Origin of the sequence: Galbibacter sp. (assembly GCF_048266365.1) — a bacterium.
Classification (GTDB): Bacteria; Bacteroidota; Bacteroidia; order Flavobacteriales; family Flavobacteriaceae; genus Galbibacter.
The window spans coordinates 1-24,979 of the sequence record NZ_JBLWZP010000019.1; the positions used below are offsets into that span (position 1 = coordinate 1).

General features: G+C 36.6%; 17 protein-coding genes. 14 read left to right on the forward strand and 3 right to left on the reverse strand.

Annotation, left to right across the window (positions count from 1 at the left end):
• Window positions 1-94 precede the first annotated feature (94 nt).
• From ACN0TV_RS16280 to ACN0TV_RS16330, 11 genes are all read left to right on the forward strand, one after another.
• On the forward strand, window positions 95-1,663 hold the full coding sequence (locus tag ACN0TV_RS16280; protein ID WP_417364291.1) for an N-6 DNA methylase: 1,569 nt from the start codon (window positions 95-97) through the stop codon (window positions 1,661-1,663).
• Window positions 1,653-2,783, forward strand: coding sequence for a restriction endonuclease subunit S (locus ACN0TV_RS16285; RefSeq protein ID WP_417364293.1), 1,131 nt, complete (start codon window positions 1,653-1,655; stop codon window positions 2,781-2,783). Before ACN0TV_RS16280 ends, ACN0TV_RS16285 begins: the two co-directional genes overlap by 11 nt.
• On the forward strand, window positions 2,780-5,059 hold the full coding sequence (locus ACN0TV_RS16290; protein ID WP_417364295.1) for an AAA family ATPase: 2,280 nt from the start codon (window positions 2,780-2,782) through the stop codon (window positions 5,057-5,059). Before ACN0TV_RS16285 ends, ACN0TV_RS16290 begins: the two co-directional genes overlap by 4 nt.
• Before the next feature lie 547 nt (window positions 5,060-5,606).
• Window positions 5,607-6,419, forward strand: a complete 813-nt coding sequence (locus tag ACN0TV_RS16295; RefSeq protein WP_417364297.1) for a hypothetical protein — start codon at window positions 5,607-5,609, stop codon at window positions 6,417-6,419.
• Window positions 6,420-6,533: 114 nt separating this feature from the next.
• A complete protein-coding gene (locus ACN0TV_RS16300) occupies window positions 6,534-6,989 on the forward strand; it encodes a DUF6998 domain-containing protein (RefSeq protein WP_417364299.1) in 456 nt (151 codons plus the stop codon).
• A 107-nt stretch (window positions 6,990-7,096) separates the two neighbouring features.
• A complete protein-coding gene (locus ACN0TV_RS16305; protein WP_417364301.1) occupies window positions 7,097-8,110 on the forward strand; it encodes a PD-(D/E)XK nuclease family protein in 1,014 nt (337 codons plus the stop codon).
• A gap of 43 nt (window positions 8,111-8,153) precedes the next feature.
• Window positions 8,154-9,944, forward strand: coding sequence for a GmrSD restriction endonuclease domain-containing protein (locus tag ACN0TV_RS16310; protein WP_417364303.1), 1,791 nt, complete (start codon window positions 8,154-8,156; stop codon window positions 9,942-9,944).
• A gap of 19 nt (window positions 9,945-9,963) precedes the next feature.
• The gene (locus ACN0TV_RS16315) at window positions 9,964-13,176 is read left to right on the forward strand and encodes a type I restriction endonuclease subunit R (RefSeq protein ID WP_417364305.1); all 3,213 of its coding nucleotides are present in this window, start codon (window positions 9,964-9,966) and stop codon (window positions 13,174-13,176) included.
• A 130-nt stretch (window positions 13,177-13,306) separates the two neighbouring features.
• Window positions 13,307-13,876 carry a hypothetical protein gene (locus tag ACN0TV_RS16320; protein ID WP_417364307.1) on the forward strand — a complete coding sequence of 190 codons (570 nt, stop codon included), beginning with the start codon at window positions 13,307-13,309 and terminating at the stop codon, window positions 13,874-13,876.
• 1 nt (window position 13,877) lies between these two features.
• Complete coding sequence (locus ACN0TV_RS16325; protein WP_417364309.1) at window positions 13,878-14,342, forward strand: helix-turn-helix domain-containing protein; 465 nt, start codon at window positions 13,878-13,880, stop codon at window positions 14,340-14,342.
• 6 nt (window positions 14,343-14,348) lie between these two features.
• Window positions 14,349-14,783 (forward strand): hypothetical protein, encoded by a 435-nt coding sequence (locus ACN0TV_RS16330; protein WP_417364311.1) that lies wholly within the window; start codon window positions 14,349-14,351, stop codon window positions 14,781-14,783.
• 105 nt (window positions 14,784-14,888) lie between these two features.
• Here ACN0TV_RS16330 and ACN0TV_RS16335 read toward each other — a convergent pair whose 3' ends face one another.
• Window positions 14,889-15,137, reverse strand: a complete 249-nt coding sequence (locus ACN0TV_RS16335; protein WP_417364313.1) for a helix-turn-helix domain-containing protein — start codon at window positions 15,135-15,137, stop codon at window positions 14,889-14,891.
• 622 nt (window positions 15,138-15,759) lie between these two features.
• Here ACN0TV_RS16335 and ACN0TV_RS16340 point away from each other — a divergent pair.
• Genes ACN0TV_RS16340 through ACN0TV_RS16350 form a run of 3 tightly spaced genes read left to right on the forward strand, consistent with a single transcriptional unit; the run spans window position 15,760 to window position 22,809 of the window.
• On the forward strand, window positions 15,760-18,756 hold the full coding sequence (locus tag ACN0TV_RS16340; protein ID WP_417364315.1) for a SusC/RagA family TonB-linked outer membrane protein: 2,997 nt from the start codon (window positions 15,760-15,762) through the stop codon (window positions 18,754-18,756).
• Window positions 18,757-18,772: 16 nt separating this feature from the next.
• Entirely contained in the window at window positions 18,773-20,164 is a 1,392-nt protein-coding gene (locus ACN0TV_RS16345) for a RagB/SusD family nutrient uptake outer membrane protein (RefSeq protein WP_417364317.1), read from the forward strand.
• A 2-nt stretch (window positions 20,165-20,166) separates the two neighbouring features.
• A complete protein-coding gene (locus tag ACN0TV_RS16350) occupies window positions 20,167-22,809 on the forward strand; it encodes an alpha/beta hydrolase family protein (RefSeq protein WP_417364319.1) in 2,643 nt (880 codons plus the stop codon).
• A gap of 43 nt (window positions 22,810-22,852) precedes the next feature.
• On the opposite strand, the gene ACN0TV_RS16355 is transcribed toward ACN0TV_RS16350, so the two are convergent.
• Together ACN0TV_RS16355 and ACN0TV_RS16360 are read right to left on the reverse strand one after the other, a co-directional pair.
• Window positions 22,853-23,113, reverse strand: a complete 261-nt coding sequence (locus ACN0TV_RS16355; protein WP_417364321.1) for a DUF6520 family protein — start codon at window positions 23,111-23,113, stop codon at window positions 22,853-22,855.
• Between the two features lie 54 nt (window positions 23,114-23,167).
• Entirely contained in the window at window positions 23,168-24,691 is a 1,524-nt protein-coding gene (locus ACN0TV_RS16360; RefSeq protein WP_417364323.1) for a MauE/DoxX family redox-associated membrane protein, read from the reverse strand.
• Window positions 24,692-24,979 lie beyond the last annotated feature (288 nt).

Here is a 24,979-nt window from a genome sequence, read left to right on the forward strand (position 1 = left end):
GGATTTCCCTTATTGTTATAGGAATCCATTTTATATTAGAAAATGACGGTATCTTAGAACTTGTAAAAAAATTATCATAACGATTATCAAGAAAATGGCCAAAAAAACCACCCCAAAAAAACAAAAATCAATAGAAGAAACCCTTTGGGAATCTGCCAATAAACTAAGAGGCTCCGTAGAATCTGCCGAGTATAAGCATGTGGTGCTGGGGCTTATTTTTCTAAAGTTTGCAAGTGATAAGTTTGAAGCACGACGTGCCGAGCTTATTGCCGATGGAAAGGAAAAATATGTAGAGATGAAAGAATTCTACAACCAAAGCAATGTGTTTTACCTTGCCGAGACTTCCCGATGGAGCTACATAATTAAAAATGCCAAACAGGACGACATTGCCCTAAAAATTGATACCGCACTCCACCAAATAGAAAAAAATAACCCCAGCCTTAAAGGTGCATTGCCCGACAATTATTTTAGCCGTTTGCAATTGGACAAAAGTAAATTGGCATCCTTGCTTGATACTATTAACAAAATAGATACCCAAGCAGATAAGGCACAGGACATCGTTGGTCGGGTTTATGAATATTTTCTCTCCAAGTTTGCACTTGCGGAAGGTAAGGGAAAAGGAGAATTCTATACACCAAAAAGCATTGTAAACCTGATTGCCGAAATGATAGAACCCTATAAGGGGATTATCTATGACCCTGCTTGTGGTAGTGGTGGTATGTTTGTGCAATCTATAAAGTTTATAGAAAGCCACCACGGGAATAAACAGGAAGTAAGTATTTATGGGCAGGAATATACCAATACCACCTATAAGCTGGCAAAGATGAACCTTGCCATACGAGGTATAGCTGCCAATCTTGGCGAAAAAGCCGCAGATACGTTTGGACAAGACCAACACCCAGATTTAAAAGCAGATTACATCATGGCAAACCCACCCTTTAACCAAAAGGACTGGCGGGCAGAAACGGAATTGGTGGACGACCCCAGATGGATGGGCTATGAAGTACCCCCAAAAAGTAATGCCAATTACGGTTGGATCTTGAATATGGTAAGTAAGCTTTCTGACAATGGAGTAGCTGGGTTTATTTTGGCAAACGGTGCTTTAAGCGGTGGTGGCGAAGAGTATAAAATAAGGCGGAAGTTGATAGAAAACAATTTGGTAGAAGCCATTGTTATATTGCCTCGTAATATGTTTTATACAACTGACATTAGTGTAACACTGTGGATTCTTAATAAAAATAAATTAACTCATCATACTAATATAGGTGATGAGGAAAGAAAATACCGCAACAGAGAAAATGAAATCCTGTTTATAGATTTAAGACGTTGGGGAAGCGAATATGAAAAGAAGTTCATTGAGCTTACTCCTGGAGATGTAAAAAAAGTAGCTGAAAACTATCACAATTGGCAGCAAACAGATTGGAAAAACACCTATAAAGATGTGCCTGAATATTGCCAATCGGTGCATTTTGATACCATAGCCGAAAACGACTTTTCTTTAGTGCCAAGCAAATACATTCAGTTTGTAGATGGCGATAGCGGTATTGACTTTGATACCGAAATGAAGCGTATTCAAGGTGATTTTAAGGAGTTATTGCAAGAAGAAAAACAAAGTCAAGAACAACTCATAAACGCATTTAAAACTTTAGGGTATGAGTTATAAACCCATTGGTAAATACATACAACTGGTTGATAACCGTAATAAAGATTTAGCGGTTACCAATTTATTGGGCATAAACATTACGAAAAATTTTATGCCCTCTGTTGCAAATGTTTCAGGAACAGATTTGTCTAAGTACAAGATTATTCAAAAAGGGCAATTTGCTTATTCAGCTATGCAAGTTGGAAGAGACGAAACCATAAGAATAGCACTTTATACAGCAGATGAGCCTGCAATTATTTCCCCTGCTTATTCTGTAATCGAGGTAATTGATGAAAATGAATTGTTGCCTGAGTATATGATGATGTGGTTTCAAAGACCCGAGTCTGATAGGTACGGATGGTTTATTAGCGATAGTAGTGTTAGGGCAAGTTTAGATTATGACCGCCTTTGCGAAATAGAAATCCCTATACCCCACATAGATGAGCAACGTAAATATGTAAACCTCTATAAAGGATTGCTTAACAATCAAAAGACCTACGAAAACAGCTTAGAAGATTTACAGCTTATTTGTGATACCTACATTGAAGATTTAATTAAAACCAAAAAGCTTAAAACATTAGGTAATTACATTAGGCAAACAAATGAACGCAATACAGATTTGAAGATAACCTTTTTACAAGGTGTATCTACTTCAAAGGTTTTAATAGAAACAAAAGCGAATACAACTGGTGTAAATTTCAGCAATTACAAAATTGTCCGAAATGGTCAGTTTGTGTATGTAGCCGATACATCCCGAAGAGGTGATAAAATTGCCTTAGCAATGAATAATGCGGAAGATTGTATTGTTTCAGGAATATACACAGTATTTGAAGTAATTGATACATCTGTACTACTTCCTGAGTATCTGTTTTTATTTTTCAAACGAAGTAATTTTGACCGTTATGCACGTTTCAATTCTTGGGGAAGTGCAAGAGAAACATTCGATTGGGGTGAAATGTGCAGAGTGCAATTACCAATTCCAGACATAAAAATCCAAGAAGCCATTGTTACCATTTACCACACCTTAGAAGCTCGCAAACGTATTAATGAGCAGTTAAAAGACAGTATCAAACCGCTTTGCCCTGTTTTAATGCGTGGTATCGTGGAGCAGTTGGAAACTAAAATTGAGGCAGCTATATGATAACGTCTTTAAACATAAAAAATATTGCCACTTATGATGCCGTTAATGGTGTTCCTATAAATGACTTAAAAAGAGTCAATTTCTTTTTTGGTTTTAACGGTTCAGGAAAATCAACCATTGGTAAATATCTACATAATCTGAGTTTAGATACAAATAGTCAAAATTCGGATTTCAACCAGTGTACTCACGTTGGATATGATGAAACTCAGCATCAAATTTTAACCTTTAACGAAGATTTTATTGAGGAGAACTTTGTGACTAATAGTGACCTAAAAGGAGTGTTTTCTTTAAATCAATCGAATGCAATCATAGACCAACAAATTAAAGATGAAGAAGATAATATTGAAAATTTTAACAAGCAGATTAATAAGTATAAAGCTAAGATAGAAGCTATTGATACAGATAAGGGTACAAAGCAAACCAATTTAGTGAATCACTGTTGGAATCAACGAAAAACGTTTGACAGTTTTACAAAAGTTAGATTAGCTCACTCTGGTAGTAGTTCTAACCATTTAACTGAAGTCAAACGGTTATTACAAAATCCTTTAGGAACAATTCCTACGATTACCGACCTGACGGAACGCTATCAAAGCTTATATGAAAAGGAACTTAAAGAAATTCAAATAAGTATTGATGCTAAGGTGTATTGGGAATTACGCAAGTTAGAAGAAAAGATTAATACCCTTTTACAAGAAGTGATAGTTGGAAATGAAGACGTTAATATTTCCGGATTAATACAAACACTTAATTCTAGAAATTGGGTTGAGCAAGGGTTAGATTATATTGAATCTTCAGATAGTACTTGTCCCTTCTGTCAGCAAGAGACCATTGATGCAGAATTAAGGGAACAGTTTTCTAAGTTTTTTGATGAAACGTATAAAGAAAAAATAGCCGAACTGGAAACATTGAAAACTTCATATAGAGAAAAGGCTAATGTTTTTATTTCCAATATTTCTCAAATCCAAAATGAGTTCAATCCTCAAAATAAAGTTTCTAACCTTGTAATAGCCTTATCAGCTTTATTTGACGATAATGTTGATGTAATAAGCTATAAAATAGAACACTCGAACGAGAAGAAAACAATTACCAGCTTACACGCAAAAAAAGCTGCTTTGTCTGAAATTATAAAACTGATAAAAGATAATAACCAGCTATTCTCTGATTTAGATGCCAATAAAGAAACTTTACTTAGTGATATATGGAAGTATATAGCCAATAATTGTCAAGACGAAATTGATGGTTTTGCAGATAGAGAAGCTAAATATGATAGTATTAAACAGTTAGCTGGTCATTTGAAAGCTTACTATGATGGCAAAATTACAGCAGCAAAGCAAAATATTGAAACCCTAAGAAACCAAACGGCAGATACAAAAGAAGCAGTAGATTATATTAATGATATACTGAAAAATGCAGGCTTTGCAGGTTTTGAAATTGCTGAAAAAGATAAGGTAAATAATATTTCCAGATACTACTTAAAGCGTCCTCAAACACAGGATAGTGAGCCAATATTCAAAACTCTTAGTGAAGGTGAAAAGAATTTTATTTCGTTCTTATATTTTTATAGGTTGTGTTTGGGAACTGATGACCTACAAAACAATGGTAATAAAAAGAAAATAATAGTCATTGATGACCCTGTTTCTAGCTTAGATAGTCAAGCTCTTTTTATTATCACTACCTTAATTAGAGAGTTAATCCAAAGAAAAGGCAATAGTAATAGACCTGATAAACAGTCCTTTTTAAATCAAAATATTAGTCAGGTTTTCATCTTAACTCACAATTTCTACTTCTATAAAGAAGTGTCTTTTGAGAAAAGATTGATTTGTACACATCATTATCATTTTAACCTTAAAAAGACTGCAAACAATACATCAATAAGTGGTCAACACGAGAGAATTATCAAAGATGACTATTCTTTACTTTGGTCAAGTTTAAAGGAGACTAAAGAGAACCTTCATAATGGTAGCACCAATAACATCTTCATTTCAAATACAATGAGGAGAATAATTGAAAGTTATGTAAACTTTATTGGTTTAGGAACTGAAGCCTGGTCTGTTCTTTTAAATGAAGATAAAGATTTACCAACCTACTACATTAAATGTGCATTTATATCTACCATAAATGATGAAAGCCATAAAGTTTCAGCTCTTGATGGAATTTATTATCAAAAAATAATAAATGAGCAGCCTCAAGTATTATTCGATGTATTTCTCTCCATATTTAAAACAATTGGTAAGGAGCATTATGAAATGATGATGAAGGAACAAATAGCAGCATAATCAAAAATTAAAAGAATAATTTATGAACTTCCTATTAAGACTTTTTTTGACCCTTAGTTCAGTTTCATTTTTTGTTATAGTATACCTTGTAAAGAACAAGCTTTTTCCGAATTTGGATTGGTTTAGTCCCGCTTTGCCATGGCTACTAAGTATATGCTATTTGACAATTCCTTTTATCTTAGCATTCATCTCATTATATCTGTCAAAAAAATTAGCTCCATCAAATATTAAAGGAATTCAATCGATTGAGGTTTCTAACAATGACTTTTTAGCGAATTATTTAGCTTTCTTCTTTGTTGCATTAAGCGTTGATGATACACTTACATTCTTTGTGGTTTTCGGCGTTACGATTGTCTTTACATTTGTTTCAAGAGTCTCCTATTTTAATCCTGTTTTCTTGATTTTCGGTTATACATTCTATTACGTGGTTATTCAGGATAATATTAAAATAATGTTGATTAGCAAACAAAATATCAAGACACCCAAGTCAATTAATGAAATCCAGGTTAGAAGAATAAACGACTATACATTTATTGAAATTTAAGTTATGAACTATCTAATTGTCAAAGTCAAAAACGAGTTTAAAAGTGTTCTTTCTCAGAAAAAAAACATTCTTGCTAATATTCTTAAAAATTCTGATGAAGAAATAGTCTATGACCCAAATCATAAAGTTGAGGAAGACGAATGGTTTGTATTAAAAAATTTTTCAGAAATGAAATTTTTTATTCATCAATTAAGAAAATCTTTTTCACAATCTTCATTGAACCAAATTAAAAATGACCAATATAAAAACATACAATTTTTGTTGATTTATCAAGGCAATCAAATACATATTCAACGAATAACATCCTCAAAATTTATTGATCAAAAAAGATTTCTTGATTATTCAGGACAACCGAAGATAACTGAACAGAAAAAACAAATAGAGATAAGAGATGAATCTGACGCCGTTTATTTTCAGAAAGAAGATAAACTTATATTTAGAGATCTTGGAAAATTGAAACCTATTTTCAGAGGCATTTCTGAATTACACCGCGAGGCAACGGCAGAGGAAGTAACCCAATTTTTAGCAATTCCCTTTATCTTATTAAAAGATTTTGATCACAAAAAAGTAGGAACTCTTAATAGAAAGAGGATTGCAGATGTAAAAGAGAAATATGATGCTTTGCCACAAAATAAAAAAAATCTGCTAATAAAGTATGCGAAAGATACAGCAGGAATAGATATTACAGATGATAAGTTGGAAATAAAGAATGATGCGGATTTGAAAAATCTTCTTTATGCAATGGATCAGCGATACTATTATGCAGATATTTATGACGAAAAAAGGATTGCAACAGCGACAAGGCTCCAAGATTAACATTTTAAAGATTTGCAATAAAGAACATATTTTTAATTTTTAGAATAATACTATTACAGATACATTTTATAGAACTTAGAAAGGTATAAATGAATTATAAGCAATTTAATTAAAATGGAAGAAATAAAACAATTACTAAAAATCACCAAAAGTCTTAAAGCAAAATACGGCAAAAACTTCTCATTGGATGGAAAACTGGTGGGCGATATAGGGGAAATACTGGCAGCTGAAAAATATGGGTTAAAACTATATACTGAAAACACGGCTATCCATGATGGTGAAGAAATTGCGACGGGCAGAAAGGTACAGATAAAAGCTACCTTTAAAAATTATAGTTATTTCCCACACGGTGATGATAGATTACCAGATTATTTTTTAAGTGTAAACATATTGGAAAATGGAGAGTTGGAAGAATTGTTTAATGGACCCGGAAGTTTTATTGTGGAACATTATTTAATTAAAAGAGGACTGAAACCCTATAAAGAAACATATTACACGCTCTCAAAAGGGATACTTAAAACACTAAATAAGGAAGTTCCTGAAACTGAAAAAATAAAACGGATAAATTAATGGATACATTTGAACTTCAAAAGTTTCTTGAAACTGCGAAAATCCCAAGAATTAAGAAGAAGCCCAAAACCTTTTTAGGTATAGCGAAGCAGCCACATTATGAAAATGTGCTTTCCAATATCTATGCTTTTTATTTTGATATAGAAGAAAAGCATAATTTAAAAGACCTTTTTATTAAAAGCCTTCTTGCTCTAGTAAAAGATTCTAAATTTGAAAAGCAGGCGGTTACCTTTAATGGGTTTTGTGATTACAGTTGTGAGACAGAGTGTACAACCTTAAATGGTGGGAGAATTGACTTATTGCTGAGCAATGATACCCAGGCAATACTTATTGAAAACAAGGTATATCATACCTTAAATAATGACTTATATGATTATTGGAAGACTGTAAAATTACCAGATGCCCATAAAATAGGCATTATACTTTCCTTAAGTCGTGTTTCTGACATTAGGCATCCTGGCTTTATAAATATTACCCATTTAGATTTTTTAAAAAAAGTAATGGAAAATAGTGGGCCTTATTTATTAGAGGCTCAAGATAAATATTTCGTTTTTTTAAAAGATTTGTACCAAAATATTATCAACCTAAGTAAAAGTTATATGGAAGAAAAAGACTTGAAGTTTTATTTTGATCACCAATCGGAAATAAACCAATTGGCAGAATTTAAGTTTGCCGTGCGAAGACATATAATGAGCGAGGTTGAAAAAGCAGGAAACACCTTAGATGGTCTAAACCTTCTTACTCCTAGAAAAAATAGCGAACTTGAAAAACGGGTTAGATATTATGTGTGCCCACAAAATAGAAATTTGGTTATTGCAGTAGTTTTTGACGGTCTTCTTACACCTGAGCGAGGGATGCATATTGCCGTTGAGCTTCAAGGGAATGCCTTGCAAGATAGAAATCGGTACGATGGAATTCTATTTAGCCCAGAAGAAAAAAAAGTTTTGTCTGACCATATGAAAACCACCAATTATGACTGGACGCACTTTGCTGTAAAATATTATAATTTGGACGAAAAAGAGATTGCTGATTTATCAAATTTTATATTGAAAAAATTAAAAGAAGATCATTTGCTTTCTGTTTATGAAAAATTAAAAGTTTTTTTAATTACGAATAAATAATCTTAAATACTAAACTACCAATCTCAACTAACCAAAAAAAATAATGCCCAAATACTCCGTACACCAACAACCCGTAGAAACTTTATTAAGCTGGATAAAGAGTGGCGATATTGCCATACCGGAAATACAGCGCCCATTTGTTTGGAAGTCCGCCAAGGTGCGGGACTTGATAGACTCATTATACCAAGGCTATCCTGTGGGCTATATAATTACTTGGCGCAACCCAGATGTAAAACTAAAGAATGGCGAATTATCGGCCGGAAAGAAAGTGCTGATAGATGGTCAGCAACGTATAACCGCACTTACTGCGGCTATTGTGGGGCGCCGGGTACTTAACAAAAACTATAAAGAAATAAATATTCGTATTGCGTTTAATCCGCTCAATGAAAAATTTGAGGTGCTAAACAAAGCATTGGAAAAAAGCCCAGAATGGATAAACAATATCAACCCAATAATCAATGATGAGATTTCTATAACCAAAGCTATTTCTGCTTATTTAAATGTAAACCCTGAAGTAGATGAAGATTTGATAATAGAACGCATAGAAAATCTAAAACGCATAAAAAACAAACAGGTTGGGATTATTGAATTGGACCATTCCTTGAATATTGATACTGTTACTGAAATATTTATTCGCATAAATCAAAAAGGGGTGGTATTGAGCAATGCAGATTTTGTGATGTCTAAGATAGCCAGTGATGAAGAGCATGGGGGTAATAGAATGCGAAAACTGATAGATTATTTCTGTAGGCTAATAGTGGATAAAGATTTTAATAAACATATCCTGGATAATGATAAGGCTTTCGCCGCCCACGAATATTATAAGGCATCACAATGGATGACAAATGGGCAGGATGATTTATTTGTGCCGGATTATATAGACATGCTAAGGGTTTCCTTTACTTATAAATTTAGTAGGGGTAAGTTCAGTGATTTGGTTGCCTTGCTTTCGGGAAGGAATTTTGAAACCAGAACCTATGAAGATGAAATAGCGGAGCAGAGTTATTTAAAATTATCTGATGGATTGGTAAATTTTGTAAACCAAACGAATTACCAACGTTTCTTGATGTTGGTAAAATCGACTGGGCTTATCAGTAACAAATTAATTTCTTCCAAGAACAGCCTTAATTTTTCCTATACGCTTTATCTAAAACTAAGAAATGAAGGGATGGCGGAAACTGAAACCCAGCATTTTGTAAAAAGGTGGTTGGTGATGTCTTTATTGATAGGCCGCTATTCCGGTTCTTCTGAATCTATGATAGATGAAGATATTAAACAAATTAATGAAAAGGGGATTGCCGCGTATCTGGACCAGATGGAAAAAACCCATTTGGGAGAAGGTTATTGGGATTTTGGAATAATATCTGATCTTGAAACATCAAGTGTAAACAATAATGCCTATAATATCTATTTGGCTTCACAGTGCAATTCAAATGCAGTGGCATTTCTTTCCAAGAGCATGAAGATTAGTAGTTTGATAGAGCAAAGAGGTGACGTGCATCACATTTTCCCTAAAAACTATCTTGCTGAAAATGGGTTTACGCCCAAACAATATAATCAGGTGGCAAATTTTGTATATACTGAACAGGCTACAAATATTAAGGTTGGGAAAATGGCTCCTAATATTTATTTAGCAAAAGTTAAAGATCAGGTTAATCAAGGGGTACTTGATATTTCGACAATTGATAAGGAACAGGATCTTTATTCTAATTTATTGAATAATGATATGCCAACTGAAGTTTTCAACTATACTCATTTGGATTATAATTCGTTTTTGATGGCACGTAGAAAGTTAATGGCAAAAAGAATTAAACAATATTACGAATCGCTTTAAGGATAAACTAAAAAAATAAATGAAATTCACAGAAGCCAAATTAGAGGAAACGTTTATTGAATTGTTGGAGATAGAGGGATATCCACATACTTTCGGCAATACCATTTCCCGCTCGGTGGATGAGGTGCTTATAGAAGCAGATTTGCATTCGTATTTAAAAACTCGCTATAGTAAAGAGGGAATAACCGATGGTGAAATCAATACCATACTATTACAGTTAAAAACATTACCCGCTTCAGACCTTTACGAAAGCAACAAAACCATCATGCGTTGGCTCTCGGATGGGTTTATTTTAAAACGGGAAGATAGAAACCAAAAGGACATCTATATAGAACTTATAGATTATAGCGGTTTGACCGAACATAAAATTGCCGAGGATCTGGATGTTATTGCGGCAGAACCTGAAAGAAACGACTACCCAGAAACCCATAACATATACCGTTTTGTAAACCAGTTGGAAATAACGGGCACTGAAAAAAGAATCCCAGATGGCATACTTTATATAAACGGTTTGCCCGTGGTGGTCTTTGAGTTTAAGACCGCTATAAAGGAAAATTGCACCATCCACGACGCTTATGTGCAATTGACTACGCGGTATAGACGGGACATCCCTGAACTTTTTAAATACAATGCCTTTTGCGTTATAAGCGATGGCGTAAACACCAAGGCAGGTTCGTTCTTTGCGCCTTATGAGTTTTATTACGCTTGGCGGCGTGTTTCTGGATTGACAAAGGATGTTGATGGTATTGACAGTATGTTTACGATGATACAGGGGATGTTACACCCAAACAGACTACGGGATATAATCCGCAACTTTATTTATCTTCCAGACAGTTCCAAAAAAGACGAAAAAATAGTATGTCGCTATCCACAATATTATGCGGCGCGAGCACTGTATGAAAGTATTCAAAAAGCACAAAAGCCAGATGGGGATGGAAAGGGCGGTACCTATTTTGGCGCTACGGGTTGTGGCAAGAGTTTTACTATGCTATTTTTAACAAGGCTGTTGATGAAGAGCATTTATTTTGAAAGTCCGACCATTGTTTTAATTACAGATAGAACAGATTTAGACACGCAATTATCTGAACAGTTTACCGAAGCAAAAAGATATATTGGAGACAACACTGTAATAAGTGTGGAGAGCAGGGCTGAACTACGAGAGCTATTGCAAGGGAGGCAAAGCGGAGGTGTGTTTTTGACCACCATTCACAAGTTTACAGAAGACACAGAATTGCTTACGGAACGAAATAATGTAATCTGCATTTCAGACGAGGCACACAGAAGCCAAATAAACTTAGACCAAAAGATACGTGTTACCGAAAAAGGAGTGCAAAAGACTTTTGGCTTCGCCAAATATCTACACGATTCTTTGCCCAATGCTACTTATGTAGGTTTCACAGGAACGCCAATCGATGCAACACTTGATGTATTTGGAAAGGTAGTGGATGCCTATACGATGACGGAATCCGTGAAAGATGAAATCACCGTGCGGATTGTTTATGAAGGTAGGGCGGCGAAGGTTGCATTGCACAATAAAGAACTTGAAAAAATTGAACAATATTACGAGGAAGCGGCGGAGGCAGGTGCTAATGAATATCAGGTAGAAGAGAGCAAGAAACAATCTGCGAATATGAACGCTATTTTGGGCGATCCAGATAGGTTGTTGGCTATTGCCAAGGATTTTGTGGACCATTATGAAAAGAGAATCAACGAAGGAGCAACTGTTAAAGGAAAGGCGATGTTTGTGTGTAGCAGTAGAGAGATTGCCTTTGAGTTTTATAAAAATGTAATTTCCCTTAGACCAGAATGGGCAGAAGTAAAAGTAGCCGAGGATGGTACTGAACTTACAGAAAAGGAGCAAAAGGAAATAAAACCCATGGAGCGTATAAAAATGATTATGACCCGTGGCAAGGACGACCCGAAAGAAATGTATGATTTATTGGGTACTAAAGATTACAGAAAGGAATTGGATAGGCAGTTTAAAAATGCAAAATCCAATTTTAAGATTGCCATTGTAGTAGATATGTGGCTTACCGGATTTGATGTGCCTTTCTTGGATTCCATTTACATCGATAAACCCATACAACAGCATAACCTAATACAGACTATTTCACGCGTAAACCGAAAATACAAAGGGAAAAACAAAGGTTTGGTAGTGGATTATATAGGGATAAAAAAGCAGATGAATTTAGCACTAGCAAAGTACAATAAAGAAGATGATAAAAATTTTGAGGATATAGCAGCTTCTTTGGTTGTAGTAAGGAATCATTTGGATTTATTGGCTAGAATGTTCCATAAATTTGACAGCACACTATATTTTGGAGGAACACCTTTACAACAACTCAATACCTTGAATAAAGGAGCTGAATTTGTACAAGCTACAAAGGAGCTGGAAACTCGATTTATGGATATTGTGAAGCGGTTAAAAGCTGCTTATGATATTTGTGCAGGAAGTGAGGAGCTCACACAAATAGAGCGGGATTATACGCACTACTATCTAGCTATACGATCCATTGTATTTAAATTGACCAAAGGCACTGCCCCCGACACGGCACAAATGAACGCCAAGGTCAGGGAAATGATAAAAGATGCTTTGGATAGCGATGGAGTGCAAGAGATATTTAAAATGGGGGACGAATCACAATCTGAACAAGACATATTTGACGAGGATTACTTGGCTAAGATTGATAAAATAAAACTTCCTAACACCAAGATTAAACTCTTGCAACAACTTTTGGCCAAAGTAATTGGCGAAATGAAGAAAGTAAACAAGGTAAAGGGAATTGATTTTTCCAAAAAAATGGAATCCCTTGTAAGTCGCTATAATGAAAGGCGGGAAGATGATGTATTGCGAAGTGAGGTTTATGAAGAGATGGCGGAACAGCTTACAAATTTAATCTGGGAGGTACACAAGGAGTTTTCCGCTGGAGACGATTTAGGGATAGGGTTTGAGGAAAAAGCATTTTACGATATCTTAAAAGAGCTTTGTGTGAAATATGATTTCAAATATCCCGAAGAAAAGTTGATAATACTTGCCAAGGAAGTTAAGAATTTGGTTGATGAACAGGCAAGGTTTCCAGATTGGAACAAGCGTGCCGATATAAAGGCGTCACTAAAAGTGGGGCTGATATTATTGCTGGATGAACATGGCTATCCGCCTGTAGAACGGGATGAGGTTTATCAGGATATATTTGAGCAGGCTGAGAATTATAAGAAGAATAGGATGGTGTAATTTTAATATCGAATGAGATTTTTCGTAAGGTATTTAACAAATCAATGTGAATAACTCTTAGAAATAATCAAGTAATCAAAATGGTTAATATGTTAAATTTGCATCAAAAATAAACCTATAGGTTGATTTTATGGAAATATATCGTACATTTGACGAACAATACCAGGGCGTATATCTAGCACGCTATGTAAATTGTAGTTTCTATAAAACATCTAAGGACTATGAAACAGAACTTGATAAAATACAGGATCAACTTCAAAATCCCCTTTATGTCCGTAATTTCATTAAATCGACAAAATCTGGTTGGAAGCAGGGTGCTTATAAAAATGATTCCCTAACATTTTTAGCACATCAGGTTTTAGAAGAAGTGGGAGACCTATTTGATAAATTGGATGAATTAACCGAGCAATCGCAAAATGGTAATTGTTTTGAACTTTTATTTGATGAATTTGTTGAGCTTTCAAATTATGAACGCTTAGATGATCCAGGAAGGCGTAAAATGTATACTTACGATTATGGTTCTTTATTGCGTTTGTATGGTGTACGCGTTGGGAATAATTGCGTTGTAATAACAGGAGCTGGTATTAAACTGGTGAGTAAAATGCAAGAAAGTAAAGCGCTTCAATTAGAATTGGATAAAATGAATTATCTAAAGGACTGGCTAAAAAAAGAAAACATCACAGACTGTACAGATTTCTAATATGACTAAGAACTTAAATACAAAAATTACCAAAACGGCTACGCGTTGGAAGGAACGGGCTAAACAAGATCGAAAAAACAGAAGCCATATTTCCCGTTCACAAGCCTTTGCGCTTGAATTATTGGATTATATGGAAGCCAATAATATTAAACAAAAGGATCTGGCGGAAAAGATGGATGTAACGCCGCAACAGGTTCATAAAATATTACAGGCAAATGCGAATCTTACTTTTGATACCTTAGATAAAATAGCTGCTGCACTGGAGGTTACCATTTCTTCTCCGAAGATAATTTCCGCCGTCTCTTTAAAATTTCAAACATTGGATACAATGCAAATTGTGCATAGACATAAGCAGAAAGTTGTTGACGAGGACGCAAGCTTCCCTGCAAGGGTTGAAAAAAATCCCATTCTTATTACCACCGTGGCCTCGATGAATGATTATAAATATACCGCAGATAAAATTTAAGACATAATGACTTATAATCAATTAGGCTTTGCATTAACTGGGTTGCGTACTATCTCTTTTGCAACCATTGATGCCTCCCACAAAAAAACAGGAGTGGCCAATCTTATAACTAGTATAGGTTTCGGATTGGATGTTAACGATCATACCGTTACTTGCAAGGCAAAATTTTCATTTGAAAAGAAGAAAGATCAACCATTTCTTATTCTTGAGGTTCAAACTATATTTGAAATAGAAAAGAATGATTTTGAGAATAAGATAAAGCAAGAAGATAATACCTATCTTATTTCTAGCGGCCTCGCCATACACTTTGCGGTTTTAACAGTTGGTTCGGCTAGAGGAATTTTGCATTCGAAGACAGAAGGCACCTTGTATAATGAATATCTCTTACCCACTATAGATGTAAAAAAAATGATTCCAGAAGACGTAGTATTTAGATTGTAGTTTATTTCCTTTTATCGAATAATTAATAGTAAGTCTTTAAAACAGGAAAGCTTTTAGATAGATATTGGATACTTACGGATTTAAATAAAAAATGAAGTGTATTTTTTATCGAAAAAGCTCATCATCGAAAAATTCTTTTAAGCTGATATTTATCATTTTGCAAAATTTAAGGATGGTATGAATTGTAATTCCTCTATTATCATTGGTACTTTCCCACCTGCTTAACATTTGTCTATCTATAAGATGTTCTTTTGCAAATTTTGATTGGATAGGCTCTATTCCTATTCTAAGTTGTTTAATTCTTATCGCGATTTTTTCGTTAAGTATTTTTTCTTCTTTTCCTGCTGTTGCCATACTGCAATTTTCAACTTAACTCAATATTTTTTGTAATCCACTTGGTTTACAATTAATTGTTTTTTATATTAGCCTCAGAAAAATTAAATTTGCGATTCTTCTAAAGCAAAAATTAGAAGCACTCGCTTTGAGTCTCTCATTAGAAAACTGGTAATTTTCAAAGGAACGAGATGATAAGCAGATTGCTCACGACCCGGGCGTGGGCTCTCTTATTGTTCCAAGGTAACCAGTACCTCTAATGCAGTAAGTTGAGTTCCGCGCCTTTTTGTATTTGGCTTGGTCGTTATTACTTCCCTCAACTTTCTTTTAAAGCGTTATTTCGTGAATTGTTATTATTGAATGGTGAATTCGTGAGTTTGTGAATTCGTGAGTCTGTGAATTTGTGGATTTGTGAATTTGTGGATTTGTGAGTCTAAGAGTTTGTGAGTTTGTGAGTGGTTTTAACTCCTAAGGAGGTTTCGACTGCGCTCAACCTGACATTGGAACTGCGCTCAGGGCAGGCCCGCGCTCAACCTGACATTCGTCTCACTACAAAAAAAAATGACCCGCTCCTAGTTTTTGCAGACCGTTGGAGCAGGCCAGTAGTTAAAATAATGTATAACACTTTAACCAATGCAAAATTATGAAAAATAATTACAGGCATAGGCTTGCACTTGCAGGTATTTTTGCCCTCTTCATCACTTACAACTCCCCACTTTTTTCACAGAACCTTCCACTAAAAACCATTAGTGGAACAGTTACCGATGCCACTGGCCCACTTAGTGGAGTCAACATATTGGTAAAAAACACTGCCCGTGGGAGCATTAGCGATATAGAAGGAAGGTATGCCCTAAGCGCAACCGCTCAGGACACACTTGTTTTTATGTATCTTGGCTATAAATCCCACGAAATTGCAGTGGGCAATAACAGTACTATAAATTTACTGATGCAACTGGATGCCACGGCTTTGGATCAAGTTGTGATAAATGCAGGATACTATAAAGTCTCCGATAAGGAGAAAACAAGTAGCATTGCTAGAATAACGGCAAAGGAAATAGAAAACCAACCCGTTTCCAATCCCCTTGCCGCTATGCAGGGGAGGATGGCGGGGGTGAATATTATGCAGAACACAGGGGTACCGGGAGGTGGGTTTTCTGTGCGTATCCGAGGCCGTAATAGCATTCGAGCAGATGGGAGTGAACCCCTTTATATTGTGGATGGGGTGCCGTATCCTTCGCAGTCGTTGGGGAATTTTGAAGTCTCTACTGTATTGGGCGATGCCCAAAGCCCATTAAACGGCATCAATCCGAATGACATTGAGAGTATAGAGGTACTAAAGGACGCAGACGCAACCGCAATTTACGGGTCGCGTGGAGCCAATGGGGTGGTGCTTATAACTACAAAAAAAGGCAAAGAAGGGAAGACTAGGTTTAATGTAAGCTCCACTACCGGAGTGGGTGTAATATCCCGCCGGATGGACCTTCTCAATACCGAGCAATATCTCTCCATGCGCAGGGAAGCTTTCGCCAATGATGGGATTACCGAATATCCGGCCTATGCCTATGATATCAATGGTGTATGGGACCAACAAAGATATACCGATTGGCAACAAGTGCTTCTGGGGGGTACAGCAAATTATTCCACTGTAAACGCTTCAGTACAAGGGGGCGATGCCTATAATTCATTTTTAATTTCCGGCAATCATCGAAAGGAAACAACCGTCTTTCCTGGCGATTTTAAGTATAATAAAAGCTCGGTATTGGCAAATATTAACCATACCAGCAAGGATGACCGGGTTGCCGTTCGGTTTGCGGCAAATTATGTGGTAGATGACAATAACATGTCCACAACCTCAATGGTCTATGCCGCCCTCAGCCTTCCACCCAATGCGCCAGCGCTGTATGATGAAACAGGTGCCTTAAACTGGGAAAACAGCACCTTTCAAAACCCCTTGGCCGCTCTAGAAGGAAAATACCATTCGCAGACAAACACACTTCTTGGAAGTGGTTCCATAAGTTATAAGCTCATTAAAAATTTGACCCTCAAATCGAATTTGGGTTATAGCAATATTGCGCTTGAAGAGAACAGCACTTCCCCCAATACCATCTATGATCCAGCGTATGGGCTCGACAGCAGTTTTTCGTCAATAAGTGTAAATAATAGCGAACGAAAGTCGTGGATTGTAGAACCCCAATTGGAATTCAAACGTGACATTGGGAAAGCAGGTATCAGCACCTTGATAGGGACAACATTTCAAAGTGAAACAATAAAGACATTATATCAATATGCCTATGACTTTACAAGCAACAACCTCATTTATGATATTGGTTCTGCTGCCTACGTTGATATTTTGGCAAGCAGTAAAGAAGAATATCGATACAATGCAGTGTATGGTAGGGTAAATCTTAATTGGGATAAAAAATATCTACTAAACCTTACGGGAAGAAGAGATGGGTCAAGCAGGTTTGGACCTGGAAAAAGGTTTGCGAATTTTGGAGCATTAGGCGTAGCGTGGATCTTTTCCGAGGAAAAAGGAATCGCAAAAGCATTGCCCTTTCTTAGTTTCGGAAAATTGAGGGGCAGCTATGGGAGCAGCGGTAATGACCAAATAGGAAATTACGGCTATCTAGACACCTATCAAGGAAACGGCCTTTCCTATCAAGGTATTCCCACACTCCAACCCACTCGTCTCTTCAATCCTTCCTATGGCTGGGAAACAAATCGCAAACTGGAAGCAGCACTTGAACTTGGTTTTTTGGAAAACCGGTTATTGATAAATGCAGCTTACTATAGAAATCGTTCCTCCAATCAATTGGTAGGAATACCACTGCCAGCCACAACGGGCTTCCCTACCTTACAGGGAAATTTGGACGCCACCGTTCAAAACACGGGTCTGGAATTGGAATTGAATACCATCAATATTAAAAACGATAACATTCATTGGAACACTACCCTTAATTTTAGCCGTCCGCGAAACGAGCTAATTTCCTTTCCAAACCTTGAGGGCTCTACTTATGCCAATCAGTTTGTTGTGGGTGAACCATTGGACATTGTACTGCAGTATAATTATTTAGGGGTAGACCCACAAACAGGTTTGTATACCTTTCAGGATTACAATAACAATGGGGAAATAAGCAGTCCAGATGACAAGAAAAAAGTAACCCGACTAGGAGTTGATTATTTTGGTGGGTTGGGCAATAGTCTACGGTACAAAAACTTTACGGTCGATGTATTGTTTCAGTTCGTAAAGCAAACAGGTTATAATTATTTATATACCTCCGCCTTAGCTGGCGATATGGTAAACCAACCCATAGAAGTCCTAGACCATTGGCAGGGGCCAGGTAATACACCCAACACTCAGCAATATAGTGCCGGTTTTAACAGTGAGGCTTATAGAGCCTATGGCCGTTTATTGGGAAGTAATGCCACCGTTAGCGATGCCTCCTATGTTCGTTTAAAAAATATAGCACTCTCCTTTAAACTACCGTTAAAGTCCGAGCTTGGTCTCGCGTGTCGGGTATTCGCCCAAGGTCAAAATCTACTTGCCATAACAGATTTTGAAGGAATGGATCCTGAAACCAGTGCCCAACAATTACCATCACTTAGGCAAATAAGTGCCGGGGTTGAAATTCAATTTTAATTAAAAATTTTAAGTTATGAATACACACATACAAAACAGACAGACTAAATATATCTTCCCAGTTGTACTCCTCCTATTCTTCAGTTTTCTATCATGTGAGGATTTTGTGGAAGTTGATACACCAAACCATCTCTTGAGCGGGGAAAACCTTTTTAATGATCCTAAAACAGTTGAGGCCGCTATGGTTGGTATTTACGTACAATTGAGAAATTCCTTCCTGCTCACCGGCACCTCACAGGGCCTCAGTAATTTAATGGGGCTTTACACAGACGAAATGGACTATTATGGGAATAGCACCATACGGGAAGCAAGTTTTTATCGCAATAATTTATTGGCATCAGATGAAACTGTTGCTGAACTTTGGAATGCTTCCTATAATCAAATATATGCCTCCAATGCAATTATTGAGGGCGTGGCGAATTCTTCCTATTTTACTCCGGAGGAAACAGCGCAGTTTACAGGAGAGGCAAAGTTTATCCGCGCATTGATTCATTTTCATCTGGTAAATCTTTTTGGGGAAGTGCCTTATATAAAAACCACGAATTACTTGGAAAACCAAGTTGCATCTAGACAACCATTGGAAGAGGTTTATGCAAGTATAGTAACCGATCTGGAAGGTGCGATAAACCAATTGCCCGAAGAAGATGTTAGTGGTGAGCATGTAAGGCCCGATAAGCGTTCGGCAAAAGCGCTCTTGGCAAGAGTATATCTGTATATGGAAAACTGGGAAATGGCAGCGATGCTTTCCGAAGAGGTAATTAATAATACAGCATGGGAAGCAGACCCACAAAACGTATTTTTGAAAGAAAGTTCGGGAACCATTTGGCAGTTTATGCCAGAGTTTGATGAAAGCAACACCCTGGAGGCACAAACATTTATTTTCCAGACTGTACCGCCCCCTGTCCGGGCATTGTCATCCAATTTTATCAATGCATTTGAGGATGGGGATTTAAGAAAGGTATTTTGGACTGGTATGGTTTCCGATGGGGTGGAGACCTATTATTACTCCGCAAAATATAAACTGCTGCCGGGGGAATCGGGAAATGCAGAGTATTCCAAAGTACTGAGAATGGCAGAACAATATTTAATTAGGGCAGAAGCACGTGCAAAAATGGGAGATATTGCCGGTGCCCGGGCTGATATTAACAGGATACGAAACCGGGCTGGATTAGCGAATACTACCGCTACCTCCGAAAATGAATTGCTGACTGCAATATTACAGGAGCGTAGGGTAGAACTGTTTACCGAACACGGCCATCGTTTTTTTGATCTGAAACGCTCTAATAAATTGGACGTCGTACTGGATCCCATTAAAGAAGGTTGGGATACAACCGATCAACTTTTGCCTTTGCCGGAAAAGGAACTTTTGGTCAACCCGAACCTTCTACCCCAAAACCCCGGTTACTAGGGATGGAAAAAAATGCTTTTAAATTATCTTGGATTAGCAATCATTGGGTAGTTTTTTTCATTTGTTTTTATGCGGCTTGTCCTCTCTGGGGGCAGGCCGACATGAAAAGGGATGTAACGCCCAGCGATTATGTCCTCTGGCATACAATGATGAATTTTCATTTGTCTGATGGGGGTAACTGGGCTGCGTTTCATCTTAGCTATGACACCACGGATACCTTAGTGCTTCAAAATACGGTAAATCTCACCAAGAAATATATTCCCAACGCATTTAAGGAAACCTTTTTGGGCGGGGAGAAATACTTTGTGTATTTGGATAAAAATGGCCTTACCAAACTGGGGTTAAATGACTGTAAACGGGAGCATTTCCCAGCGGTTGTGGATTACACAATCTCTGGCAACCAAATCTATTGGGCTTTACAAAAAAGAGAAGTAAATACTAAAGGGGAAATAAGTCAAATACTGGAGGTGGGAGAATTTGATGGCAAAACCTCCATTTTAATTGAAAATGTTGAGGAATATGAGTTTAACAAGGCAGGAGATTTGCTCGCCTTTGTTCAAAAAAAAGATTCCCATTATATTTTGGGAGTAATAGGTCTCGACAGCGGAACATACCAAACCAAACATTTAAAGAGGAGTGAATTTCCCATCACAAAATTTGTGTGGGGCATAGCCAATAACCTTTCTTTTCTTGAAGCTATTGGGCCTCAAAATAATACAGTAAATTGGATTGAGGATGTATTAAATAAACCACAACTACATACCTACAATAACCATAATAAAATAAACGGTAAGGACTTTCAAATTATAAATACGGTCGGCACCACGCTTCATTTTTCTGACAATGGTGAAAAATTATTTTTTCATTTTCAGCATAAAGAGGAAAAATCCAATCAAAAAATTGAAGATACTATTGTACAAGTTTGGAATACAAAGGATAGGCTTATATACCCAAGTAGAATGGCGTATGGTGATTATTATAAGAGCCCTAAAATGTTGGCAGTGTGGAAACTTCAAAATAATACGCTGCTTCCACTTGGCACAAAGAAAAGTCCAAATGCAGTGTGGGGTAACAAGGATAAATATATTTACACCTACGGACAGTTCGACGATCGGGCGCCGGGAGCCGATGATGGAATTGCAACACCTGTTTATGTATATGATACCGATACGGGAAAATCCTATTTCGTCCTTAATCGTAAATATAAAATGCCAATAAAGGTTTCCCCTTCAGGCAGGTACCTTAGTTATTTTAAGGATGGAGATTGGTGGATATTTGATGCTGTTACCCACCACCATTCAAATATTACCTCTGAATTAAATTTTTATGCTGTTAATGAAGAAAAGGAGCGATCAGGAATTAAAACTACTTATGGTTCCCCTGGCTGGAACAAGGATGAAACGGGGATATTATTATATGATAAAAATGATATTTGGCTACTAGCTCCTGATGGAACGAAATCCCAAAAATTGACTAATGGTCGTAAAGAAAACAAAACGTATCGAATAATCGAAACGGAAAGGTTGAACCCACGCTTAGTACCCTATATTACCAATAGCTTTGATTTGTTAAAAGGTATATCGCTCACCGTACATAAAGCCACTGACCATAGCACAGGCTTTGCACTTCTAAAGAAAAATAAGCTTTCAATATTAATGGAGAGTAAGGGATATTTAAGCAATCTAAAAGGAGCTAAAAAGGGTGAAAATTTTATTTACACCGAAGAGGATTATAATCAACCTCCTGTTTTAAAAAAATATAGTTCGAAAACCAAGAAAATTACGGAAATCTTCCAAAGCAACCCGCAGCATAATAATTTCAAATGGGGCCAATCTGAATTGGTAAATTATCGGTTGGAAGATGGTACGGAGTTGAAAGGAGCACTTTTCTATCCAAGTGATTTTGATAATTCTCGAAAGTACCCAATGATAGTGAATATTTATCAAAAATTGAGCAGTAAAGTAAATCGGTATCAAAACCCAACATTACTAACAGGCTTTGATTTAAATATATCAAATTTTACAACTAATGGTTATTTTGTTTTCTGTCCTGATATTATTTATGAAATCAATGAACCGGGACCTTCGGCTCTTCGGTGTGTAACTGCAGGGGTAGGGGCTGTACTTAAAAAAGGATTGATAGATCGCAAGCATATCGGGCTCTTTGGACACTCTTTAGGGGGTTATGAAACTTCCTATATTATAAGTGAAACAGATTTGTTTGCTACCGCAGTTTCAGGTGCTGGCACCCATGACCTTATCAGTTTTTATTTCTCCATGGCTTGGTTGTGGCAAGTTCCCCAATCGCATAGGTTTATAAATGATATAATGTTTTTTGGGAATACATTCTTTGAAATACCTGAAATTTATGAAAAGAATTCACCTATTAATTTTGTTGAAGATATAAATACTCCATTACTTACTATCACAGGAAATAAGGATACAAATGTAAATTGGGAACAGTCCGTAGAGATGTTTAATGCCCTTCGCTTACTCGGTAAGGAGCATATTATGTTGATTTACGAAAACGAGGGACATGAATTTTTTGATCCCTTCGTTCAAAAGGACTATAACCACAGACTTATGGATTGGTATGGCCATTATTTAAGGGGGGGTGCCAAAAAGGGATGGATGAAAAAAAAATAAAAAAAGGCTGGATTTCCAGCCTTTTCTTTTACAGCTAACCCCATTAAGGGATATATTGAAATGCAGGTAAATCACATCGCGTGTTTCCAGCATTCATCCTTTTGGCAGTAAGACCACCACTAGTACAGGCTGGACCGTTCGTCAAGGAACAATCTACCTGTACCTTACAAGGTAAGGGATTATCAATAAATCCAGCTACCCAAACTGCATCTTTTGGTTTCTCTACATTACTGGCAAATGCGCCAGCAATGGCAATGGCAAATACCGCTAAGGGCAAAAGCCATTTTTTTCTTAAATTTTTCATATTTTAAAATTTAAATTAATAATTAATGCCTACTCTTTTAATCAGGTTTTCGGCCTATCCCTGCCATTGCAATGGATTGTTGTCTTCTGGAAAATCCAGATTACTTTTTTTGATATCATATGTATATAATTTTGTTCCGATCAGGGCATATATTTTTCTGCCAATAACCCAAAACGAATGCATTTTTTCTTTAGGATCGTGATACAAATAGAAACTGAATTCGTATGCCTTTTCAGGAATTGAGTAAATGTCAATTATTGCCGCATAGCCCAAAATTTCATCAGATTCGTACCGCCCCAAACGATTGGAGTGTACAAATAAATAATTGCCATAGCTCGTCGAAAGACCATTTACCCGTACCGATTTACCTCCTAATTTTATTTCTTGCGTTCTTTTTAATTCTTTAACATCAATTTGGGGTGTTTCAATTGTGTCGATTGTCTTTTGAACCTGGATTTCTTTGAGGTCAGGTGCCATTACTAAATATTCATTTTTGTAGTAATACACGTAAAGCATTTTTTGAAGCTGTTTATTGAAAAAAAGCTGTCCGTCCCTGTCGAAATACCCATCCAAATCACCTGTTAGGATATCAGGCTTTAATTGCACTTTTGGCACGGAATCCAAGGCAATTGTACCTAAAATAGCATTTCCCGTTTTATTGCTCACCGTTCTGATGGTAAGCGCATTACTGGAAGTGGGTTCAGCAAAAGTGAAATATGCCTCCGGTTTAAATGTGTTCCTAACCACCCAATCTTGCATGTTTCCGGTATGAATAACGGGAACGGTGCCATCAAACAAAAAGAAAATACTATCTATAATCCGCACTCGTGGATATTTGTACGGAATGTCACTCTTTGGTAAATGTATATTTATAGAGGTAGTGTCTTTTAGATTTTTTGATACCTGTAATAAATGTTTTGGTGCGGTAAGGTTTCCCAAGAACAAATCATTTCCCGCTTCCCCCGCGAAATAATATGAATTATAATGGAGTTCCAAGGTGTCGCTATTTTTAATTGGATTATGTAGATACCGCCTCTGAAACGCATTATTACGATGCATCTTCTTTTCCGAAAAGGCAAACAACAACGTAACGTTACCAATACCCAAAATCGCAAGGGTAGCAAGCAAAAGCAGGGTCTTTTTTGCGCTATACCTGTCCGCTAAAAAGACCGCCACCCCCGCCAGAATTATGAAAAAAATGTTGAAAAAAAGATGCTGTGTCCAGCTCAGTTTTTCCAAAACCCCACCGCAAGAGCAGGGGATAAAGTCGGAGAAATTAAGGATGATATAGATATAGGCCGTAAACATGACCATCAACGTAAAACTGGAGTAGAGGGCAAGGGTTCTAAAGCGCTCTATTACTAATAAACAGGCAATAAGAATCTCTATTCCTGGCACTAACCAAGCGATGATACCAGCGTATGCGCTGAGGAGTGGCGACTGAGCCAATTGCACGGTAAAGGTTTCAAAGTCAAGGAGCTTGCTAACTGCGGCGTATAGAAATAGGAATATAAACAGGTAGCTGCCCACACCTATGAACGTTTTTTTTAAATATGATTTTTTACCTCGCCTTTCCATTGTTTTAGATATTGGTTTTAGTTAGTTAAAATTAACAGTCAATAAAGTAAATTGGGCTATGAAATGGATTGGAAATAAAAGCATAATGCCTGTAAATCAATACATCGTGCTTAGGTTATAAAGCATATCTAGTATTAAGATGGAAAAGTGCCATACTATTTAAATATAGCGGTGCCTTTTGACTTCTCTTATCAGATCTACATCAGTTTGCTGGGAAAGATTGAATAAGGCTTTCAGTTTGGTTCTCCTTATGAGGATTGTGGAATCGGAGAGAAAAATCTTTTTGGA